Source organism: Clostridium thailandense, assembly GCF_019207025.1.
Taxonomy (GTDB): domain Bacteria; phylum Bacillota; class Clostridia; order Clostridiales; family Clostridiaceae; genus Clostridium_AM; species Clostridium_AM thailandense.
In genome coordinates this window covers 20,977-42,047 of the sequence record NZ_JAEEGC010000101.1, presented here as the reverse complement: position 1 = coordinate 42,047, position 21,071 = coordinate 20,977, and the positions used below count along the sequence as shown (strand labels likewise).

The following is a 21,071-nucleotide window of genomic DNA, read 5'->3' as shown; positions in this document are numbered from 1 at the left end:
TAATTTAATATCCTTTCTATAACTTTAAGTATATAATGGTTAAAATAGCAGTTATCCACAATACCATATTCACTAAAAACGGTATATCCTTTCCAAATACATCTTCTGGCTTTCCACCAACGTTCTTTTTATCCACAAGATACTCATATCTAAAAATTCCGTATAATACAAAAGGTATTGTAAATATCATAGTCTTACTTTGAACAGAACTAAACGTATATAGACAGTATGCCATTAGTATAGATGGTGTTACTATAATAAGCATTTTATCTAACATTTCAATAGAGTATTCTTCTAATATCTTTCTGTGAGATCCACTTTTATCCTTTAAGGTAATTATTTCACTTTTTCTTTTATTAAGTGCTAAAAATAATGCTAATAATATAGTACATAAAAATAACCATGGAGAAACTTGAACTCCTGTAGCTAAACTTCCACTCTCAACTCTTAAGACAAATCCAAAAGTTATTATCATTACATCTATTATAACTATATTTTTTAATTTGAAAGAATAAAGTACATTAATAAATAAATAGATAAATAATATACTTAATATTTTTATATTTAACATTGTGTAGGAGAAATATGACACACAAAAAACAATTAGTATGTCCAATATTATAGCCGCCTTTAAAGAAACTCTTCCGCTAGGGAGTGGCCTTTTTTTCTTGTCAGGATGGCACCTATCTTTTTCAATGTCTACAATATCATTCAATATATAAATAGAAGATGCTGTTAAACAAAATAAAATAAACGTTACGATATTTAAGTATAGTATCTTTGTATTAAAAAAATTTCCTGAAAAAGTTATTGCTGCAAATACAAAAAAATTCTTAATCCACTGCTTAGGCCTCATCAACTGTAATAATGCTTTTACGTCCATGGTTTCCTCCTTATAGTTTAACTAAAACTTATATATTAATTTGTTTTAATCCATACCTTTTACATTTTATCATAGCTTATGATATAGTCAACATCCTTTAATTTAACATATTTTAATAATAAATAAAAGGACCCGATCTAAATTCAAGTCCCCTTTAACAAATTATATTTATTTTTTCTATTTGTTTATCTTGGCTGCACTATTAACTTAATTGCAGTTCTTTCCTCACCATCTATTTCAATGTCAGTAAATGCTGGTATACAAATTAAATCTATTCCACTTGGCGCAACAAATCCTCTCGCAATAGCAACTGCTTTAATTGCTTGATTTAAAGCACCTGCACCTATAGCCTGAATCTCTGCTGCTCCCCTTTCTCTTAATACTCCTGCTAGAGCTCCTGCCACCGAATTTGGGTTTGACTTTGCTGAAACTTTTAATACTTCCATACTGAACCTCCTATATACTATAATTAACTCTATTTGTTATTATTTTTACTGTATAATATTCTACAAAAAATTAAAAATTCCTTTTAAAATTTGTAAAGGTTTCACATTTTACAAAACTTAAAAGGAATATTGCTATCTTGTTTAATTACTTTGCGTATTCGATTGCACGGGTTTCTCTTATAACATTTACCTTTATCTGGCCTGGATATTCTAGCTCGCTTTCAATTCTCTTAGCTATGTTCCTCGCCATTTCAACAGCCCCTGCATCGTCAACATCTTCTGGTTTTATCATAATCCTAAGCTCTCTACCTGCTTGAATGGCATATGACTTCTCTACGCCTTCACATGTATTTGCTATCTCTTCTAATTTCTCTAGACGCTTAATATAAGCTTCTAATGTTTCTCTTCTTGCTCCTGGTCTAGCAGCTGATATTGCATCTGCAGCCTGAACAAGCACAGCTTCTAAAGATTGAAACTCTACATCACCATGGTGAGCAGCAATAGCATTAACTATTACTGAAGATTCACGATATTTCTTTGCAACTTCTGCTCCTATAATTGCATGTGGTCCTTCAACCTCGTGATCCACTGATTTACCAATGTCATGAAGTAATCCTGCCCTCTTAGCCAAAGTAGGGTCAATACCAAGTTCTGAAGCCATGAGACCAGCTAGATATGAAACTTCTATAGAATGCTTTAAAACATTCTGCCCATAACTGGTTCTGTATTTTAATCTTCCTAATAATTTTATTAATTCTGAATGAAGACCATGTACTCCAGTTTCAAAAGTTGCTTGTTCTCCTTCTTCTTTGATATCATTTTCAACTTCTTTTTTAGCCTTCTCAACCATTTCCTCAATTCTTGCCGGATGAATTCTTCCATCAATTATCAGCTTTTCTAAAGCTATTCTTGCCACTTCTCTTCTTATTGGATCAAATCCTGAAAGAATTACTGCCTCAGGTGTATCGTCTATTATTAAATCCACACCTGTTAAGGTTTCCAATGTCCTTATGTTCCTACCTTCTCTTCCAATTATTCTTCCTTTCATTTCATCATTAGGAAGAGCAACAACATGAACTGTAGTCTCAGCTACATGATCTGCTGCACATCGTTGTATAGCACAAGTTATAATTTCTCGTGCTTTTTTGTCAGCTTCTTCTTTAGCCTTTGCTTCCACTTCTTTAATCATTATTGCCGCTTCATGTTTAATTTCCTTGTTAATTTCTTCCAATAAAAGTTCCTTAGCTTCTTCAGATGTTAATCCTGACAATCTTTGAAGTTCTTCTCTTTGTTTTTCATACAATTCTTCTATACTTGCTTGCAATTCACTAATTTCTTGTTGCTTTTTATTTAGGCTATCTTCTCTTTTCTCAAGCGTATCACTCTTTTTATCAAGTAATTCTTCTCTCTGAATTATTCTTCTTTCAAGCCTTTGTACCTCGTTTCTTCTATCTCTTGATTCCCTCTCAAAATCTGATCTCAATCTATGAACTTCTTCTTTAGCTTCTAGAATGGCTTCTTTCTTTTTAGATTCAGCATTTCTTTCAGCTTCTTCTTTCAATCTATGAGACTCTTCAAGAGCCTGTGATTTTATAGCATCAGCTTTATTTTTAGTTATATAAAATCCAATAAATAAACCAATTGCTATTACTATACCAAAAATAATTTCAATATATATTCCACTCACATGAACACCTCCTTCGCTTATTTGTGTATCTATAATTTAGTCAAATATGCAAGCATAGAAAAGGTGTCATATTTATTCAACTGGTAACTACTAAGCAAATGACAAACCAGAATTTGTCTTAATTTTATATTATATTTCTCATATTGTCAAGTTTATAGTTTTCTATTAATTATTTTGCCTACTAATATATATTTAAATTCAGAAATTACATTCATGCTATAAAATCGCAAGTATTTAAATACTTGCGATTTTGCAGATAATTATTCGCTTTTAACTTCTGTTTCCTGCTTTTTATTATCTGGTTTACTATTATCTGAAGGTTTAACTGAAGCTAAAGGCAATTCATATTTTTCTCTGATTTTATTTTCTATTTCATATAAAATCTCAGGATTTTCCCTTAAAAATTGTTTTGCATTTTCTCTTCCTTGTCCTAGTCTAGTTTCCTTATATGAGAACCATGCACCGCTTTTTTGTACTAATTCTTCTCTAACTCCTACATCAAGAACATTACCTTCCCTTGATATTCCCTGATTATACATAATGTCAAATTCAGCTTGTTTAAAAGGTGGTGCAACTTTGTTTTTAGTAACTTTAACCTTTGTTCTATTACCAACGATATCATCACCTTGTTTTATTGAATCTATTCTTCTAACATCCATTCTTACTGAAGCATAGAATTTCAACGCTCTTCCTCCTGGAGTTGTTTCAGGATTACCAAACATAATTCCAACTTTTTCTCTTAATTGGTTTATAAATATAGTAACACATTTCGATTTATTTATAGATCCAGTGAGTTTTCTTAAGGCCTGAGACATAAGTCTAGCCTGTAATCCAACATGTGAATCTCCCATTTCTCCTTCTATTTCTGCTTTAGGAACTAAAGCTGCTACTGAATCTACAACTATTACATCTATTGCTCCTGATCTTACTAATGCTTCAGCTATTTCTAGCGCCTGCTCTCCTGTATCTGGTTGTGATACTATTAAGTTTTCTATATCTACTCCTAAGTTTTTCGCATATGCAGGGTCAAGTGCATGCTCTGCATCTATAAATGCTGCTGTTCCACCTGATTTTTGAGCTTCAGCAACTATATGCAAAGCTACAGTAGTTTTACCTGAAGATTCAGGTCCAAATATCTCTATAACTCTTCCTCTAGGAACCCCACCGATACCTAACGCTATGTCAAGATCAAGACATCCTGTTGATACGGCATCAACATTTAATATGCTATGCTCACCTAGTTTCATTATAGAACCTTTTCCAAATTGTTTCTCTATTTGACCCATAGCTGCTTCTAAAGCTTTTAATTTCTCACTATTAATATTCCCCATGGAATTCACTTCCTTTCTATTCGAACACCTGTTCTCTAATTATTATATAACATATTCTATTTGCGGTCAACTAAATGAATTAATTTTATAGTTATCTTTGTGCAAAATAAAAGTTCCTGAAAGTCAGGAACTTTCTATCTTTAATTATAGACAAATTAAAGATATTTAACCAATCAATTTCAATAACTTTATATTCCGTTCAAAATCTTTTATCTATCAGTCCTCACCACATCTTTGTTTTTAACAAAATAATCCACACCTGAAATTATGGTTATAGCTATTGCCACTGCCATAGCAACATCTGTTGCTATAATTAGAAATCTATGAGGATAAGTTATATACTTTTTGATTATACCAAGAGATATATGATTATAATTTAAGTTTATTAATGCCATTATAATAGCAATTATTTGAGTTACAGTTTTAGCTTTTCCCCAATTACTTGCAGCAATAACTATGCCTTCTGCTGCTGCAATTGATCTTAGACCAGTTACTGCAAATTCCCTTGCTACAATTATCATAGCTGCCCAAGCTGGTATAATATGAAACTCTACAAGAGAAATTAGAGCAGCTGTAACTAAAAGTTTATCAGCTAATGGATCCATAAACTTACCAAATCTAGTTATTTGATTTCTACTTCTTGCTATGTATCCATCTAATTTGTCTGTAATAGAAGCAATTACAAAAATAGCTATTGCAATTGGCTTACCATAAGGAATATCTTTAATAGTAATAAATATTAAAAAAAACGGAACTAAAAGTATTCTAAGTAATGTAAGTTTATTTGCAAGATTCATTACATAACAACTCCCATTAAATCATATTCAGAGCTATTAGTGATCTTAATTTTCACTATATCTCCTATTGCTAAATTTTTATCACTTTCACAATAAATTAATCCATCTATTTCTGGAGCCATCTCATAACTTCTACCATACCATAATTCTTTTTCTTTTCCTTCAATAAGAACTTCATAAATTCTATTTATTTTACTAGTATTAATTTCTTTTGATATATCTTGTTGAATAAGCATTAGCTCCTCTTCACGCTTTTTCTTTGTATCCTCATCTATTTGATTTTCCATTTCCGCTGCTGGTGTACCTTCTTCTTGAGAATATTTGAATACACCTAGCTTATCAAATCTTATCTCTTTTATAAAATGTTTTAATTCATCAAAATTTTCTTCACTTTCCCCAGGAAAACCTACAATTATAGATGTTCTTATTGCTATATCATGTATTTTATCTCTTAGCTTATTTAAATTGTTTATTATTTCTCTTTTTCTTCCTCTTCTGCCCATAAGTTTTAATACATCATCACTTATGTGTTGTATAGGAATATCTAAGTAATTACATACTTTATTATTATTCGCTATTTCATTTATTAATTCATCTGTAATTTCTTCCGGGTAACAATATAATATTCTTATCCATTGTATTTCTTCAATATTAGATATTTCTCTTATAAGCTTTGAAAGCATTCTCTCACCATATATATCGATGCCATACCTAGTAGTATCCTGTGCAACAACTATGATTTCTTTTACTCCCTGACTTGCTAAACTCTTAGCCTCTTCTAATATACTTTCTATGTTTCTACTTCTATATTTACCCCTAATTTTGGGAATTATGCAGTAAGTGCAAAAGTTATCACAGCCCTCAGAAATCCTCAAATATGCAGTATGTGGGGCTGTAGTAAGAATCCTTTTTCCTTCATTTATACTCGAATCACTATAGTTGCAACTATAAAATTTAGAGTTTTTGTTTTCCATACAGTTCTTTATACTTTCATTTAGCTTGGCATAATCATTTACTCCTAGCATTATATCTATTTCAGGCAAAAGTTCCATAAGTTCTTTGCCATACCTTTGAGTTAAACATCCTGTAACCACAATCAGCTTACAATTATATCTTTCCTTATACTTTGACATCTCAAGTATAGTATCTATAGATTCCTGCTTTGCAGATTCAATAAATCCACAAGTATTTACAATTATAATATCTGCTTCCTTAGGATTATTAACTATAATATTATCCATATTTATATGACTTAGGATAATTTCAGAATCAATCCTATTTTTATCACAGCCTAAACTTATAAGCCCAACTTTCAATTTATTCACTATTTTTCCTCCTAATTAGATAAGTAATTAAATCCAAAACTCATACTTTATTTTAAATCTACTTTTTACATTTTACAAGAAAAAATTCTAAAACCAAAGGATTTAATTATTTTTTCCGTCATAGCTTTCTCTATTTACAAGAACTTGCCTAGGCTTACTTCCATCTTTACTTGATATTATGCCCCTTTCTTCCATTTGATCAATTATTCTAGCTGCCCTATTATAGCCAATTCTAAGTCTCCTTTGCAGAAGTGATGTGGATGCCTGTCCAATCTCTACTACTATTCTAATAGCTTCATCTAATAATTCATCTGCTTCCAAACTTTCTGAATTAGAACTTGTATCAATATGGTCTATTATATCATCTTCATATTGTGGTTCCCCTTGATTATCTTTTATAAAGCTTACCACATTCTCAACTTCACTTTCAGAAATAAATGCACCTTGAATTCTTATAGGTTTTCCTTCACCAACAGGATAAAAAAGCATGTCTCCTTTCCCCAATAGCTTTTCGGCACCAGCTGTATCCAATATAGTTCTTGAATCAATTTGAGAAGATACTGCAAAGGATATTCGTGAAGGTATATTAGCCTTAATTACACCTGTTATGACATCTACAGAAGGTCTTTGCGTAGCGATAACTAGATGCATACCTGCAGCTCTTGCCATCTGAGCTAAACGTCCTATATAGTCTTCAATATCATTAGGACACACCATCATTAAATCTGCTAACTCATCGATAATTATAACTACAAAAGGAAGCTTATTTTCTACTATGCCTTTCTCGCATAATTCATTATAACTTTCAATATTCCTTACACTATTGTCAGCAAAAAGCCTATATCTTCTTGTCATTTCCTGAACAGCCCAATTTAATGCCCCTGCTGCTTTCTTTGGGTCTGTAACAACTGGTATCAATAAATGAGGTATTCCGTTGTAGACGCTAAGCTCAACTACTTTTGGGTCTATCATTAATAATTTAACATTATCTGGAGAATACTTATAGAGTAAACTTACAATTAACGTATTTATACACACACTTTTTCCAGAACCAGTAGCTCCTGCTATAAGCATATGCGGCATTTTACTAAGATCACAAACAACACAGTTTCCTCCTATATCCTTACCTAAAGAACAAGCTAAATTTTTACTTGAATTAATAAATTCCGGCGATTCTATAACTTCTCTTAAATATACAGCCGTCAGTTCTCTATTTGGTACCTCTATACCTATAGCAGATTTTCCAGGTATAGGGGCCTCAATTCTAACGCCTGACGCTGCTAATCCTAATGCTATATCATCAGACAAATTAACAATTTTACTTACCTTAACACCTGGACTAGGCTGAAGTTCAAATCTTGTAACAGAAGGTCCTTTACTAACTTGAATAACTTTAGCTTCAACTCCAAAGCTATTTAATGTTTCTTCTAATTTGTTAGCATTATTTATTAACTCCTTCTTATCTTCCTTATTCAATTTAGATTGTCCATTTGTTTTTAATAATTCTATAGATGGAAAGTTATATTTCTGACTGTAAATAACATTATTATTTACCATCTGCTTATCTAGTTCTTCGTTTATCGAATCATCTACTAATTTTTCTGAAGCACACTCAATTTCAATGGGATGCTTAGCATTTTTAATTTCACTTTTAACAGGCTTTTCCTCTTCTTTTTTATCTGCAGACTTCATAAAGTCTAATATTTTTATTCTATTATTAATATTTTTTATAAAACTATCTTTCTCGCCACTATTATTGTGAACATTATCAGGTTCTTTAACTTTTTCTTCAATAATACTATCTGGTTCATAGTCATCTTCTTTTAGTACACTTTTTAATCTATGTAATATGTCATAGATGGTTACTTTGCTCATGAGTATAAAACATATTATATATAATGAAGCAAAAATCACATAACATCCAACGTTTCCAAACAACTTAAAGAGAGGGACATCTATTAAAAAACTTATTATTCCTCCATGCACTACATTATCAGCTTCATACAAATTTCTTATACCTTTAATTACATCTTCATTTATATAATAATCTGACATTACTATCATTTGTATGAATAAAAGTGTGTTTACTATAAATAATAAAATTCCATAAAATTTTTTATTAAAACTTATTCTATTCTTTTTAGCTATACAACAACATCCTACAAACATTATTAATATTGGAAATATAAAGGCTCCCAATCCCATTACAGCTATTAATATTTTTTTAGTAAATCTTCCAATAATACCGGAAGATGAATATGAAAAAACACTAATTATCATTAATATTCCTAAAGTAACCAAAATAATTCCTTTTATATCTCTATTCAACTCATATTTTTCTGTTTTTCTAGCCATATCATAATCACCTCAAGATAGTCATAATAACATGTACTATGTAGGTATTCTACATAAATTATATATTTCCTTTTAGGCATCTAAAAGAAAATAACAAGTCAAAGATGTGACCAATAGTTTACGTCAAACAAAGAGTCAGATTTCGCAGATAGTTCATCCTATCTAAGGCTTCTGTCGACGCAGTATATCACAAAATTAGTAGTAGATTGACTAGTTATTTTGTTGAAGATGCCTTACCACTTATAAATATAAATCACCATAGGAAAATATCCTATGGTTGATTTTCTTTATTTTCTGTTTTTGTCTTATCTGCTTTTCTTTCCTCCAAAAGCTCTTCTAACTTTTTAATTGCATCACTTATTCCACCAACTTCATCAATTAATCCTTCATCTACTGCTTGCTTACCAATCAATATAGTTCCCATATCATTTAGTAACTCATCAGTTTGTGCCATAAGTTTACGAATTCTGTCTCTACTTATTTGTGAAGTTCTAACTACAAATTCAATAATTCTTTCCTGCATCTTATTGAAGTATTCAAAGGTTTGAGGTGCACCTATAACAAGACCATTCATTCTTATAGGATGAACAATCATAGTAGCTGATGGTGAAATAAAGGAATAATCTGCCGAAGTAGCAAGCGGTACTCCAATAGAATGCCCACCACCAATCACTAAAGATACTGTAGGTTTACTTAAGCTTCGTATCATTTCAGATATCGCGAGTCCAGCTTCTACGTCTCCTCCTACAGTATTTAATATTACAAGTACTCCTTCAACATTAGGATCATTTTCTATTGCAACTAATAAAGGTATAACATGCTCATACCTAGTACTTTTAGTTTGTGGTGGCAGTACCACATGCCCTTCTATCTGTCCTATTATAGGTAATATTTGAATTCTATCCTTTGATTTAGGAATACTTTGTGTACCTAACTCTTTTATATTCTGCAGGTCTTTATTTTCTGTAATATCTTTTCGTTCTTTTTCTTCTTCCATACCAATTCCCTCCTTGCATAAACATATTTTGTACATTATAAGGGACTGATATTCATTTTAGTTTTATTAACAGCCTAATTTAAATTCATTGTGCAAAGCATTTATAGCTTTTTCTGAATTTTTACTTTCTACAAGACACCAAATAGTAGTATGGGAATCTGCAGTTTGAAGAACTTCCACATTAGCCTTTGTTAAGGTTCTTAATATTTTTGCCATAACACCTGGAAGTCCTCTCATTCTACTCCCTATTACTGCAATTTTACTGCATTCTTCTACACAGTAGTAATTTAGTTCAAGTTTATCCATTATATCTTTAAATATATTTATGTCTTTTCCATCTATGGTAAATATTTTTTGCTTAGGAAATACGTTTATTAAATCTATGCTTATTAGATTTTTAGCTAATTCATCTAAAATTGTATTATAATTTTCATTGCATTTATTTTTATCAAGTTCTACTGTTACTTGCACTCTCTTATCCATTGAAGTTATTCCAGTTATTATATTTTCAGTGTTTCTAATTGCACCACTAGTAATTATAGTTCCTTCACAATCATTAAGAGTATTTTTTATAACAAGCTTTACATTTGATTTCATTGCTATTTCAACGGCTCTAGGATGAATTACTTTTGCACCCTGATCTGCAAATTGAAATACTTCATTATAGCTTATCTTTTTAATTAATGACGCATCTGAAACTATTCTAGGATCTGCAGTCATTATTCCATCAACATCAGTATAAATATGAATTTCTTCTGATTTTAAAGCAGCACCAAGTAAGGATGCAGTGACATCACTACCTCCTCTACCAAGTGTAGTTATAAATCCATTTTCACTTATACCCTGAAATCCTGCTACGACAGGTATTTTCCCTTGCTTTACTATATTTAATAATTTTTCTGAATCTACCCTTAAAACAGAGGCATTATTATAATTGTCATCTGTTATAATACCCGCTTGTCCTCCTGTCAAAGGGACTGCCTTCAAACCATTTTTACACAACTCTTCACTCATCACTACAGTACTAATAATTTCACCACAACTCATAAGTAAATCTACACCTAGAGTATTCTCTCTCTTATATTCATCACTTATCAAAGAAAGAAGGGTATCTGTTGCATAAGGTTGACCTTTTCTCCCCATGGCAGATACTACTACTATAGTTGAAAAACCTTCTCCTTTTGCCTTTAATATTTTTTGAACTACCATTTCTCTTCTATCAGCAGTAGATACAGAGGTTCCTCCAAACTTTTGTACTAATATTTTCATTTTTACCCTCCATCACTTTTTCTAATAACAGTATATTAGAGAGATCTCTAATGTGTTAACGAGACCTCTTTAACGTTTTTTCTTCTGCATCAATTATTATTGTTTTCGATCCTATCTTTTTTACATATTCCCAAGGCACTTCTATAAATTCACTTTTAGAAAATAATCCAAACTTAGATTTATTATCATTTAGAACTAACAGTTTCAAATTACCTTCTTCATCAATTACTATATCATTATTTCCTAAACAATTAAATCTATCTCCATCGTTTACATTTATTATTTCATACTTTTCCATCTCACTATATAGCTTAACATTATCATCCATTTAAGAATCCCTCCCTAATATATTTAAAGTGCAAATTTAATTTTTTAAATTTAAATAAGAAAACTAAATTTGCTTAAATTTCACTTCATATTTACTACTTATTTTAAATATTATGAATTACATTAGGAAGTTATTACAGTTATATTAGTTCTGATCTTGAATTTTTAAATGATACAAAATCTTTATTAATAATGTTACTTAGAAGCTCTAAATTCACTTCTTCACCTACAAAAGCTGCATTTAAAATACCTTTTTCAAAAGTATTTTTCATAACTTCATTTAGCTTATACTTATCTATGTTGTTTATCTTTTCTATTATATCTTTAGGATTATTAATTCTATTCAAGAACAATACTGATTTTCCATTGTTAAACATTCTACTACTAGTGCTTTCAAGTCCTAGTATATAACTTCCCTTGAGTTGTTCCTTTGCTTTATGAATTTTTTCGTCACTTATACTAGTTTTAATAAACTTGTCTAATTCATCTTTTATCATACTCAATGCATCTGCTGCATATTGGGGATTTAAACTTGTATATATACTTACAATGCCCGTATTTCTAAAGGATGATATATATGAATAAACAGAATAACATAATCCTTTTTCTTCCCTTATTTTTTGAAACAATATAGACGAAGCTCCTCCTCCTAGTACATTACTTAAAAGAAGTAATGCATATAAATTGTCCTTTCCTGACTCAATACCTGGTATTCCTAAGCTTAAATGAAGCTGTTCTATGCTTTTTTTCTTATATAAATGATTAGTAAGAATACTAGGATTCGAATAATTAGTTACTTTTTTGTTTTTACTATTCCAGTTTCCGAAATACTTTTCTACAAGCTTTTCTACAATTGCACAGTCAAAATTTCCAGAAATTGATATAACAGAATTCTCAGGTATATAGTGAGAAGATATATATTCAACTATCTGCTCTCTGTTAAAGGATTTTATTGTTTCTACGGTTCCCAATATTGGAAGCGACAAAGAATCCTCTCCCCAAATAGCTGAACTATGAAGATCTGCAAGTACATCCTCGGGAGAATCTTCACTCATTTTTATTTCTTCAATAATTACCCCTTTTTCTCTTTCAATATCTTCAGCTAAAAATTTACTATTAAATAACATATCTGCTATTACATCCAATGCAAGCTCTAAATGAGAATCTAAAGCTTTAATATAAAAACATGTAGCTTCCTTTCCTGTAAAAGCATTAATTTGACCGCCTACATCCTCTATACATTCTGCTATTTGAAGTGCCGTTCTATTTTCCGTCCCTTTAAAAAACATATGTTCGATAAAATGAGATATACCATTATTAATGCTGTCTTCATTTCTCGATCCGTTTTCTACCCATAAACCTACACTTACTGAGTTAACATAGTCTATATTCTCTAAAACTACTCTTAGCCCATTGTTTAACTTAAATAAATTATACATTAGCGCCACCTCAAAATTAATATTTATTTTTGGAATTAAAAGTAAATACACCAACATTATACCATAACATTTACATTAAAATGCAAACTGATTTATAATAATATAAAACAGAGGTCCTGGCCTTAGTAACACATTAAAGATCATATCTAATATTTTAATAAAACTTAATAATTTTCATCCATACATATAAAAATAAAAAGGCACATCAATGCCCTTCTATTTCTATTCTTCTGATTCTTTATTATCTGATTCTTTATTATTCACTTCTTTATCCTCAGAATCTTTTATAGCGTCTTTTCTTGAAAGATTAACTCTACCTTGATTGTCAATCTCTGTTACTTTGACTAATATTTCATCGCCTACAGAAACTATATCTTCAACTTTATTCACCCTTGTAAAGTCAAGTTTTGATATATGAACTAATCCTTCTTTACCAGGAAGTATTTCAACAAATGCTCCAAAAGTAGCTATCTTAGTTACTTTTCCAAGATATATCTCTCCAACTTTAACCTCTCTAGTTAGATCATCTATTATCTTAAGAGCTCTCTTAGCACATACACTATCATCGCACATTACAAATATCTTTCCATCTTCTTTTATATCTATCTTAACACCAGTTTCAGCAATTATCTTATTTATAACTTTTCCACCTGGTCCTATTACATCTCTGATTTTATCTGGATCAATATTCATTGTATAAGTTTTTGGAGCATATTTTGATATTTCTTCTCTTGGTGCTGAGATACACTCATTCATTTTTCCCAATATAAATATTCTAGCTTCTCTAGCTTTATCTAGAGTTTCTCTTATACATTTATTTGATAATCCATGAATTTTTGTGTCAAATTGAATTGCAGTAATTCCAACTTCTGTTCCTGCAACCTTAAAGTCCATATCACCAAAGAAATCTTCTATACCTTGTATATCAGTTATAACTTTTTCTTTAGATAAATCTTCGCTAGTTATAAGTCCCATTGCTATTCCTGCAGCTGGTCTCTTTATTGGAACACCAGCATCAAGCAATGCAAGGGTACTTCCACAAACGCTCGCTTGAGAAGTTGATCCATTTGAACTTAACACTTCTGATACAAGTCTAATTGTATACGGAAATTCATCTTCATTTGGAATAAGCGGTTCTAGAGCCTTCTCAGCTAATGCACCATGACCTATTTCTCTTCTACCTGGACCTCTTAAAGGTCTAACTTCACCAACACTATATGATGGGAAGTTATAGTGATGCATATATCTCTTAGATTCTTCTGACCCAAGTCCATCAATAATTTGAACATCTCCTAATGCACCCAGTGTTGCTACAGTCATTACTTGCGTTAATCCTCTTGTGAATAATCCCGTACCATGTGTTCTTGGGAGTAATGATACATCACATTTAATTTCTCTTATTTGATCAAAATTTCTTCCATCTGGTCTTCTATTTTCATTCAACATCATATTTCTTACTATTTCTTTTTGAACACCATATACTATATCAGCTATGTCTGAACCATTCTCTGGATATTTTTCACCAAACTGCTCATCAATTTTTTCCTTAGCAGAATCTATTGCTGCATTTCTTGTATCTTTATCTGTTATGTACATAGCTTCTTTTATCATGTTGAATGCGAAATCTCTAACTTCTTGTTCTATTGCTTCATCAACTTTATATAACTTTGGAACAACTTTTGTTTTTCCCATTTTAGCCATTACTTCTTCTTGGAATGCAACTATTTTTTTACACTCTTCAAATCCAAAAATAATAGCATTGTACATCTCATCTTCTGGTATCTCCTGTCCTCCAGCTTCAACCATCATTATTCTTTCTTTAGTAGCACATACAGTTAAATTTAAAACGCTTTTCTCTCTCTGCACTAAAGTTGGGTTTATTATAAATTCGCCATCTATTTGACCTACAGACACAGTTCCCACTGGGGTAGAGAAAGGAATACTTGAAATACTTAATGCTATTGACGCACCGTTCATAGCTAATATATCTGGTAAATTATCTTGTTCAACTGAAAGCACCGTACATACTACCTGAACATCATTTCTGTATCCTTTAGGAAATAATGGCCTTATAGGTCTATCTATAGCTCTAGCATGTAATATTGCTTTTTCAGAAGGTCTACCTTCTCTTTTTATAAAACCTCCTGGAATTTTACCCACCGCATATAATCTCTCTTCGTATTCTATACTTAAAGGAAAAAAATCTATTCCTTCCCTTGGTTTATCTGAAGCATTTGCATTTATAAGAATTACTGTATCACCATAGCTTACAAGTACAGCAGCATTTGAAAGCATTCCTACTTTACCATATTCAACTTTTAATGTTCTTCCAGCAATAGTAGTTTCCATTACTTGACTCATAAATTAACCTCCCTTCAAAGGTTTCAATATTATTATTATCATTATTTATCAACATTATTATACAACTTTAATTATTAATTTGTATATTATAAATATTATTATTATGAACCAATTTTACATTTTAATTCCATGTAAAATTTTTAAAATAATAGAGCGGTTATTAGCCGCTCTAAAATTATTTTCTTAACTTTAATTCTGCTATAATAGCACGGTATCTTTCGATATCTTGCTTTATTAAATAATTAAGAAGACCTCTTCTTTTACCAACCATCATTAAAAGACCTCTTCTTGAGTGGTGGTCTTTCTTGTGGATTTTTAAATGAGCATTTAGGTGATTTATTCTCTCAGTAAGTAGTGCTATTTGCACTTCTGGAGAACCAGTATCTCCTTCATGTCTTGCATGTTTTTTCATTATTTCATCTTTAATTGCCTTATCCATGTATATGCACCTCCAAAAATTAATCCCCTCTATTCCAAGAAAGCCGTCGGCAAGTCGAATTTCTTAGAATAAGGTTCACGAATGTTATTATAACAAATAAAAATAATGTTGTAAATTAATTTTTTAAATTAAGTTCTAATTTTTGCTTTTTGGCAAAAGCTTTATTCCTCTTTAATTCATCCATCAATTCTTGCAGCGAATCAAACTTCTTTTCATCTCTTATTCTATCAATATAGTATATCTTTATATTTTTATTATAAAGATCTTCATTTAAATCTAAAATATATGTTTCAATGCTAAGTTTATTATCATGTACCGTTGGATTATATCCTACATTTGTAATTCCTCTAAATATATTCTTATCATATTCAACTATAGTGTAGTATACACCACCCCGAGGAATTACAAGTCTCTTATCATAATCTAGATTAGCAGTTGGAAATCCTAGCTTTCTCCCTAACTGCTTTCCTTTTACAACATTTCCTTGCATCATAAAAGGTCTTGTGAGAAGCTTATTAACTTTCTTCATATCTCCTTCATCGCATATAATATTCCTTATAAGTGAACTACTAACTATATGTCCCTTAAATTTTATAGGATCAATTACATATAAAGAAAATCCTAAATTCTTTCCCATTTTCTTTAATAATTCTACATCACCAAGATTTTTATATCCAAATCTATAATTAAATCCAACTATTAGTCCCTTAGGCCTATAATGCTCTACTAAATTTATTACAAAATCTTCCGGTCCTAATTTCATAAATTCTTCATTAAACCCTACCATGTTTATTATATCCAATCCTGAGTTTTCTAAAACCTCAAGCTTGGTATCATTTTCCATAATAAGTTTTGGAGCTAAATCCGAATTAATAGTAGCTAATGGATGATTTTTAAAAGTGAAAACCATACTTTTAGCATTATTTTTCTTTGCTAATTTTATAGTTTTATCAATTAAACTCATATGCCCTATATGAAGTCCATCAAAACTCCCTAGAGCAATATATGTGTCTTGTTTTAGAATTTTTTTAAAACTATCTTCCATTACAATCATATTTAATTACCCCTGAATAAGTAGTTTTACAATTTTGAACCCAACATCATTCTTTAGTCCTATGCCTATAAATTCATTGTCTTTTACATACACTCTGTATAGTATATCTTTTTCAATATCCTTTAATATAGAATAATCCTTTATAGTTACTCCATTAAACAAAAGCTTTTCATATTTCTCCTCTAGATGAAGCTTTGGATATTCATCTAAAGCTCTATCCATTGGAATCAAATAATCGGATATATTATCACTATTTAGTGTCTCAAGCTCTACAGAATTTAAAATATTGAATGCTCCCGTTTTGATCCTTTGAAGATTCCACATTGTTCCACCACATTCTAATCTTTCACCAATATCGTAACAAAGACTCCTTATGTAAGTTCCTTTAGAACACTTAACTTCAAATATTATGTTAGGTATATTAATATCTAATATATCTATATCGTATATATTAATTTTTCTAGCTTTCCTCTCTACTTCAATTCCCTGTCTCGCCAATGAATATAACCTTTGACCGTTTACTTTTAAAGCAGAAAACATAGGTGGAACCTGCTCAATCTCACCTATAAAACTATTTATTATGCTTTCAACCTGCTCTTTAGACACATTTATTTGTGATGTTTTTAATATTTTACCTTCTCTGTCATAAGTATCTGTAATGACTCCAAGTTTAAGTTCTGCTTTGTATATTTTATAATCATTCATTATATAATCAACAAGTTTTGTAGCCCTACCTATACATATTGGCAGTACCCCAGAAGCCTCAGGATCAAGCGTTCCAGTATGTCCTACCTTCTTAGTTTTAGCTATATTTTTTACTTTTCTTACTACATCAAAAGAAGTCATTCCTGTAGGTTTATTTATATTTAATATTCCATCCATATTATATCAACTCTTTTTCTAATTCCCTAATTATTATACTTTTTGCTTCATCCACTGTTTTATTTTCCATGGAAAGGCCAGATGCTTTTATGTGGCCTCCTCCACCAAATCTTTCTGCTACTTTTCTTACATCTATAATAGACTTTGATCTCAAACTTACTTTCGCACCATTCTCTGTTTCCTTTATAAGGGCAGCAACTTCAACTGTATCTATTTCCATACCAAAAACTATAATATCAGATGTATCAGCGCTTGTATCTATACCTAATTCCGAAATCATATCTTTGGTTAGTGTCATTATACATATTTTATCTTTAATAACTTCCATATTATTGATAACTTTTCCATATAACTTAATTCTTTCAAACTTTTTGTTATCAAAAATAATCCTATGAATTTCACTAAAGTCAATCCCAGTATTAATTAAGTCTCCTGCTATTGTGTGTGTTACGCTTGTAGTTCCTGAATGTCTAAAAGATCCAGTATCTGTAATTAGTGATGTATAAAGACATGCTGCCATATCTTTATCTATCTTTATACCCATGATACGAAGCATTTGATAAATTATCTCTGACATAGCTGATGCATTAGTATCCACGTAATTCAAATCGCCGTAAAGCTCATTTGACATGTGATGATCTAGATTTATTAGAGTATAGCTTCTATCTTCAAAATTTATATTAGCATTAATTCTTTTGACATCGCCGCAATCTAAAACTATTACACATTCAGTATCTGGAGTAACTTCAAAACTTTTTCCAGTAATAACTTCTGAATAAGCTAAAAATCTAAAATCTTTAGGTATTTCTTCTTTAGAAAGAATATAAACTTCTTTTCCTATTTTACGCAATCCTTGAAACAACGCTAAACTTGTTCCTAAAGAATCACCATCAGGAGAAGCATGGAAAGTAATAGCTATCCTATTACTTTCCTTTATTTTTTCTAAAACTTTATTCATTATCATGATTCTCTTTCTCCTTGATTTGTTCTAATAGGGCATCTATATGCATACCATGCTCTATAGTGTTATCTAATTCGATTATAACCTCTGGAGTATACCTTAGGCTTATTCTATGACCTACTTCTCTTCTTATAAAGCCGACAGAACTTTTTAAAGCATCTAAAGTACTTTTTTTAGAATCTTCATTTCCAAATAAACTTATATAAACTTTAGCATATCTTAAGTCTTTTGTTACATCAACTTTTGTAACACTTATCATAGCAGTAAGTCTTGGATCTCTTATTTCATTTTGAATTATATTACTTACTTCTTTTCTAACTTCTTCATTTATTCTATTACCTCTATATTTAGCCATATAACTCACCTCATTATTTGTCATGCTGATAACATTTAGTTATAGCTTAATTCTCAATTCCAAATTATAGTTCTTTCTTTTTAATTTCTTCCATAGTATAAGCTTCTACTATGTCACCCTCTTTTATGTCATTAAATTTTTCAATAGAAAGACCACATTCATAGCCAGATGCAACTTCTTTTGCATCATCTTTAAATCTCTTTAAAGACGCAAGTTCTGATTCAAATATAACTATACCATCTCTTATAATCCTTACACTGCTGTTTCTTGTTAACTTTCCATCCAATACATAACAACCTGCTATAGTTCCAACATTAGAAATCTTGTATGTCTGTCTAATCTCTGCTTTACCAAGAATTACTTCTTTATAATCTGGTTCAAGCATTCCTACCATAGCAGCTCTAATATCGTCTATCGCGTTATATATAACTCTATAAGTTTTCATATCAACGGATTCTTTTTCTGCAGCAACAACTGCATTATCATTAGGCCTTACGTTAAATCCTATGATTATAGCATTTGAGGCTGATGCTAGTGTTACATCTGTTTCAGATATAGCACCAACAGCTCCGTGAAGTACTCTAACCTTAACTTCATCTGTGGATAACTTTTGAAGTGATTGTCTTACAGCTTCCACAGAACCTTGAACATCCGCTTTAACAATTATATTTAGTTCTTTTACTTTTCCTTCTTTGATTTGACTATATAAATCTTCAAGAGAAACTTTGTGTGTTGATTGTAAGTATTCAGCTCTTACTTTTTCTTTTCTCTTTTCAGCCATCTCTCTAGCAGTTTTCTCATCTTTTACTTCGTGGAATCTATCCCCTGCTGCAGGTACTTCTGACAATCCAAGTATTTCAACTGGTATTGATGGACCAGCTGCTTTAATTTTCTTTCCCTTGTCATCAAACATAGCTCTAATTCTTCCATATGTAGTTCCTACAATTATAGAATCACCCACATGTAGTGTACCATTTTGGACAAGTAACGTAGCAACAGCTCCTCTTCCTTTGTCAAGCTTAGCTTCTACTACTGTTCCTCTAGCATTTCTGTTAGAATTTGCCTTCAACTCCTGCATTTCAGCAGTTAAAAGAACCATTTCAAGAAGTGTATCAATTCCTTCTTTAGAACGTGCTGAAACTGGAACAGTAATTACATCTCCGCCCCAATCCTCAGCTACTAATCCATGCTCAGTTAATTCCTGTTTAACTCTATCTGGATTAGCACCTGCTTTATCCATTTTGTTTATAGCTACTACCATTGGAACGTTTGCTGCTTTACAGTGATTTATAGCTTCTACAGTTTGAGGCATTATTCCATCATCAGCAGCTACTACAAGGATAACTATATCAGTAATTTGTGCTCCTCTTGCTCTCATTGCTGTAAAGGCTTCATGTCCTGGAGTATCAAGGAATGTAATTTTTTGTCCATTTATAGTTACAGTATAGGCACCAATATGTTGTGTAATTCCTCCAGCTTCTGTTTCAGTAACTTTTGCTTTTCTTATTGCATCCAATAAAGATGTTTTACCATGGTCAACATGACCCATAACAGTTATAATCGGAGGTCTGCTTTCTGTATTTGTTTCTTCCTCATCCTCTTCATCCAATTCTTCTACTGCTGAATTATCACTTTCTTTTTTTACAATAATAGCTTCAAATTTTTCACCTAGCTTTTCAGCAGTTTCAAAATCTATTTCCTGATTTATAGCAGCCATTACTCCCATAAATATTAACTGTTTTATTACTTCTATTGAAGATTCATTTAACTTCTCAGCCAATTCTTTTACTGTAATTGTCTCTTCAATTTCAATTATTTTCTCATTATTTACGATATTCACATTTTCTTCATTTGTCATATTTTCGATCTTACCTTTACCCTTAATTTTATTTTTGCTTATTTTAATAGACTTCGACGCATGTGCTTCGACTAAAGCCTCATATTTTTCATCTAAGTCTGGTTCTGAATCTGAAGCAACCTCTTCTTTCTTCTTTTCAGCAAATAACTCTTTTATTAATTCTGCATCTTCTTCTTCTATTACGCTCATATGATTTTTTACTTCTACACTAAATTCATCTAGTAGAATACTAATCAAATCTTTACTAGATATTCCTAGCTCTTTGGCTAATTCATAAACTCTTATTTTTGACATAGGATTCACCC

17 protein-coding genes and 2 pseudogenes are annotated in these 21,071 nt (G+C 30.9%); all 19 read right to left on the bottom strand.

Features of this window, described 5'->3' with window-relative positions; translation table 11 throughout:
• Positions 1-16: 16 nt before the first annotated feature.
• Positions 17-883 carry a decaprenyl-phosphate phosphoribosyltransferase gene (locus I6U48_RS18640; RefSeq protein ID WP_218321981.1) on the bottom strand — a complete coding sequence of 289 codons (867 nt, stop codon included), beginning with the start codon at positions 881-883 and terminating at the stop codon, positions 17-19.
• Between the two features lie 185 nt (positions 884-1,068).
• Complete coding sequence (locus I6U48_RS18635) at positions 1,069-1,329, bottom strand: stage V sporulation protein S (RefSeq protein WP_218321980.1); 261 nt, start codon at positions 1,327-1,329, stop codon at positions 1,069-1,071.
• 145 nt (positions 1,330-1,474) lie between these two features.
• Complete coding sequence (gene rny / locus I6U48_RS18630) at positions 1,475-3,016, bottom strand: ribonuclease Y (protein WP_218321979.1); 1,542 nt, start codon at positions 3,014-3,016, stop codon at positions 1,475-1,477.
• 260 nt (positions 3,017-3,276) lie between these two features.
• Positions 3,277-4,347, bottom strand: coding sequence for a recombinase RecA (gene recA / locus I6U48_RS18625; RefSeq protein WP_218321978.1), 1,071 nt, complete (start codon positions 4,345-4,347; stop codon positions 3,277-3,279).
• 209 nt (positions 4,348-4,556) lie between these two features.
• Positions 4,557-5,144, bottom strand: coding sequence for a CDP-diacylglycerol--glycerol-3-phosphate 3-phosphatidyltransferase (pgsA, locus tag I6U48_RS18620; RefSeq protein WP_218321977.1), 588 nt, complete (start codon positions 5,142-5,144; stop codon positions 4,557-4,559).
• The gene (gene rimO, locus I6U48_RS18615) at positions 5,144-6,469 is read right to left on the bottom strand and encodes a 30S ribosomal protein S12 methylthiotransferase RimO (protein ID WP_218321976.1); all 1,326 of its coding nucleotides are present in this window, start codon (positions 6,467-6,469) and stop codon (positions 5,144-5,146) included. The genes pgsA and rimO overlap by 1 nt, the downstream gene beginning before the upstream one ends.
• A 102-nt stretch (positions 6,470-6,571) precedes the next feature.
• Positions 6,572-8,824 (bottom strand): FtsK/SpoIIIE family DNA translocase, encoded by a 2,253-nt coding sequence (locus I6U48_RS18610; RefSeq protein ID WP_218321975.1) that lies wholly within the window; start codon positions 8,822-8,824, stop codon positions 6,572-6,574.
• Between the two features lie 271 nt (positions 8,825-9,095).
• On the bottom strand, positions 9,096-9,821 hold the full coding sequence (locus tag I6U48_RS18605) for a ClpP family protease (RefSeq protein ID WP_218321974.1): 726 nt from the start codon (positions 9,819-9,821) through the stop codon (positions 9,096-9,098).
• A 66-nt stretch (positions 9,822-9,887) separates the two neighbouring features.
• Positions 9,888-11,090: an aspartate kinase gene (gene dapG / locus I6U48_RS18600; RefSeq protein WP_218321973.1), complete on the bottom strand. Its 1,203-nt coding sequence runs from the start codon at positions 11,088-11,090 to the stop codon at positions 9,888-9,890.
• A gap of 55 nt (positions 11,091-11,145) precedes the next feature.
• A complete protein-coding gene (locus I6U48_RS18595) occupies positions 11,146-11,418 on the bottom strand; it encodes a YlmC/YmxH family sporulation protein (protein WP_218321972.1) in 273 nt (90 codons plus the stop codon).
• A gap of 139 nt (positions 11,419-11,557) precedes the next feature.
• A complete protein-coding gene (locus I6U48_RS18590) occupies positions 11,558-12,856 on the bottom strand; it encodes a M16 family metallopeptidase (RefSeq protein ID WP_218321971.1) in 1,299 nt (432 codons plus the stop codon).
• Between the two features lie 222 nt (positions 12,857-13,078).
• On the bottom strand, positions 13,079-15,217 hold the full coding sequence (locus tag I6U48_RS18585; RefSeq protein ID WP_218321970.1) for a polyribonucleotide nucleotidyltransferase: 2,139 nt from the start codon (positions 15,215-15,217) through the stop codon (positions 13,079-13,081).
• A gap of 175 nt (positions 15,218-15,392) precedes the next feature.
• A complete protein-coding gene (gene rpsO, locus I6U48_RS18580; protein WP_218321969.1) occupies positions 15,393-15,656 on the bottom strand; it encodes a 30S ribosomal protein S15 in 264 nt (87 codons plus the stop codon).
• A 115-nt stretch (positions 15,657-15,771) separates the two neighbouring features.
• Entirely contained in the window at positions 15,772-16,710 is a 939-nt protein-coding gene (locus I6U48_RS18575; protein ID WP_218321968.1) for a bifunctional riboflavin kinase/FAD synthetase, read from the bottom strand.
• A gap of 6 nt (positions 16,711-16,716) precedes the next feature.
• Positions 16,717-17,592: a tRNA pseudouridine(55) synthase TruB gene (truB, locus tag I6U48_RS18570; protein ID WP_218321967.1), complete on the bottom strand. Its 876-nt coding sequence runs from the start codon at positions 17,590-17,592 to the stop codon at positions 16,717-16,719.
• A 1-nt stretch (position 17,593) separates the two neighbouring features.
• Positions 17,594-18,556, bottom strand: a complete 963-nt coding sequence (locus I6U48_RS18565) for a DHH family phosphoesterase (protein ID WP_218321966.1) — start codon at positions 18,554-18,556, stop codon at positions 17,594-17,596.
• Positions 18,543-18,908, bottom strand: coding sequence for a 30S ribosome-binding factor RbfA (gene rbfA / locus I6U48_RS18560; RefSeq protein ID WP_218321965.1), 366 nt, complete (start codon positions 18,906-18,908; stop codon positions 18,543-18,545). Before rbfA ends, I6U48_RS18565 begins: the two co-directional genes overlap by 14 nt.
• Positions 18,909-18,972: 64 nt before the next feature.
• Positions 18,973-20,724 (bottom strand): annotated as a pseudogene (infB, locus tag I6U48_RS18555) (translation initiation factor IF-2); the annotation flags it as partial.
• A 180-nt stretch (positions 20,725-20,904) separates the two neighbouring features.
• Positions 20,905-21,060, bottom strand: a pseudogene (locus I6U48_RS30525) (translation initiation factor IF-2 N-terminal domain-containing protein); the annotation flags it as partial.
• Positions 21,061-21,071 lie beyond the last annotated feature (11 nt).

Bases quoted from the DNA above. Each gene is read 5' to 3' on its own strand.
- I6U48_RS18640 (WP_218321981.1), bottom strand. From the start codon at position 883: ATGGACGTAAAAGCATTATTACAGTTGATGAGGCCTAAGCAGTGGATT.
- I6U48_RS18635 (WP_218321980.1), bottom strand. From the start codon at position 1,329: ATGGAAGTATTAAAAGTTTCAGCAAAGTCAAACCCAAATTCGGTGGCA.
- recA (WP_218321978.1), bottom strand. From the start codon at position 4,347: ATGGGGAATATTAATAGTGAGAAATTAAAAGCTTTAGAAGCAGCTATG.
- pgsA (WP_218321977.1), bottom strand. From the start codon at position 5,144: ATGAATCTTGCAAATAAACTTACATTACTTAGAATACTTTTAGTTCCG.
- I6U48_RS18610 (WP_218321975.1), bottom strand. From the start codon at position 8,824: ATGGCTAGAAAAACAGAAAAATATGAGTTGAATAGAGATATAAAAGGA.
- I6U48_RS18605 (WP_218321974.1), bottom strand. From the start codon at position 9,821: ATGGAAGAAGAAAAAGAACGAAAAGATATTACAGAAAATAAAGACCTG.
- dapG (WP_218321973.1), bottom strand. From the start codon at position 11,090: ATGAAAATATTAGTACAAAAGTTTGGAGGAACCTCTGTATCTACTGCT.
- I6U48_RS18595 (WP_218321972.1), bottom strand. From the start codon at position 11,418: ATGGATGATAATGTTAAGCTATATAGTGAGATGGAAAAGTATGAAATA.
- I6U48_RS18590 (WP_218321971.1), bottom strand. From the start codon at position 12,856: ATGTATAATTTATTTAAGTTAAACAATGGGCTAAGAGTAGTTTTAGAG.
- I6U48_RS18585 (WP_218321970.1), bottom strand. From the start codon at position 15,217: ATGAGTCAAGTAATGGAAACTACTATTGCTGGAAGAACATTAAAAGTT.
- rpsO (WP_218321969.1), bottom strand. From the start codon at position 15,656: ATGGATAAGGCAATTAAAGATGAAATAATGAAAAAACATGCAAGACAT.
- I6U48_RS18575 (WP_218321968.1), bottom strand. From the start codon at position 16,710: ATGATTGTAATGGAAGATAGTTTTAAAAAAATTCTAAAACAAGACACA.
- truB (WP_218321967.1), bottom strand. From the start codon at position 17,592: ATGGATGGAATATTAAATATAAATAAACCTACAGGAATGACTTCTTTT.
- I6U48_RS18565 (WP_218321966.1), bottom strand. From the start codon at position 18,556: ATGATAATGAATAAAGTTTTAGAAAAAATAAAGGAAAGTAATAGGATA.
- rbfA (WP_218321965.1), bottom strand. From the start codon at position 18,908: ATGGCTAAATATAGAGGTAATAGAATAAATGAAGAAGTTAGAAAAGAA.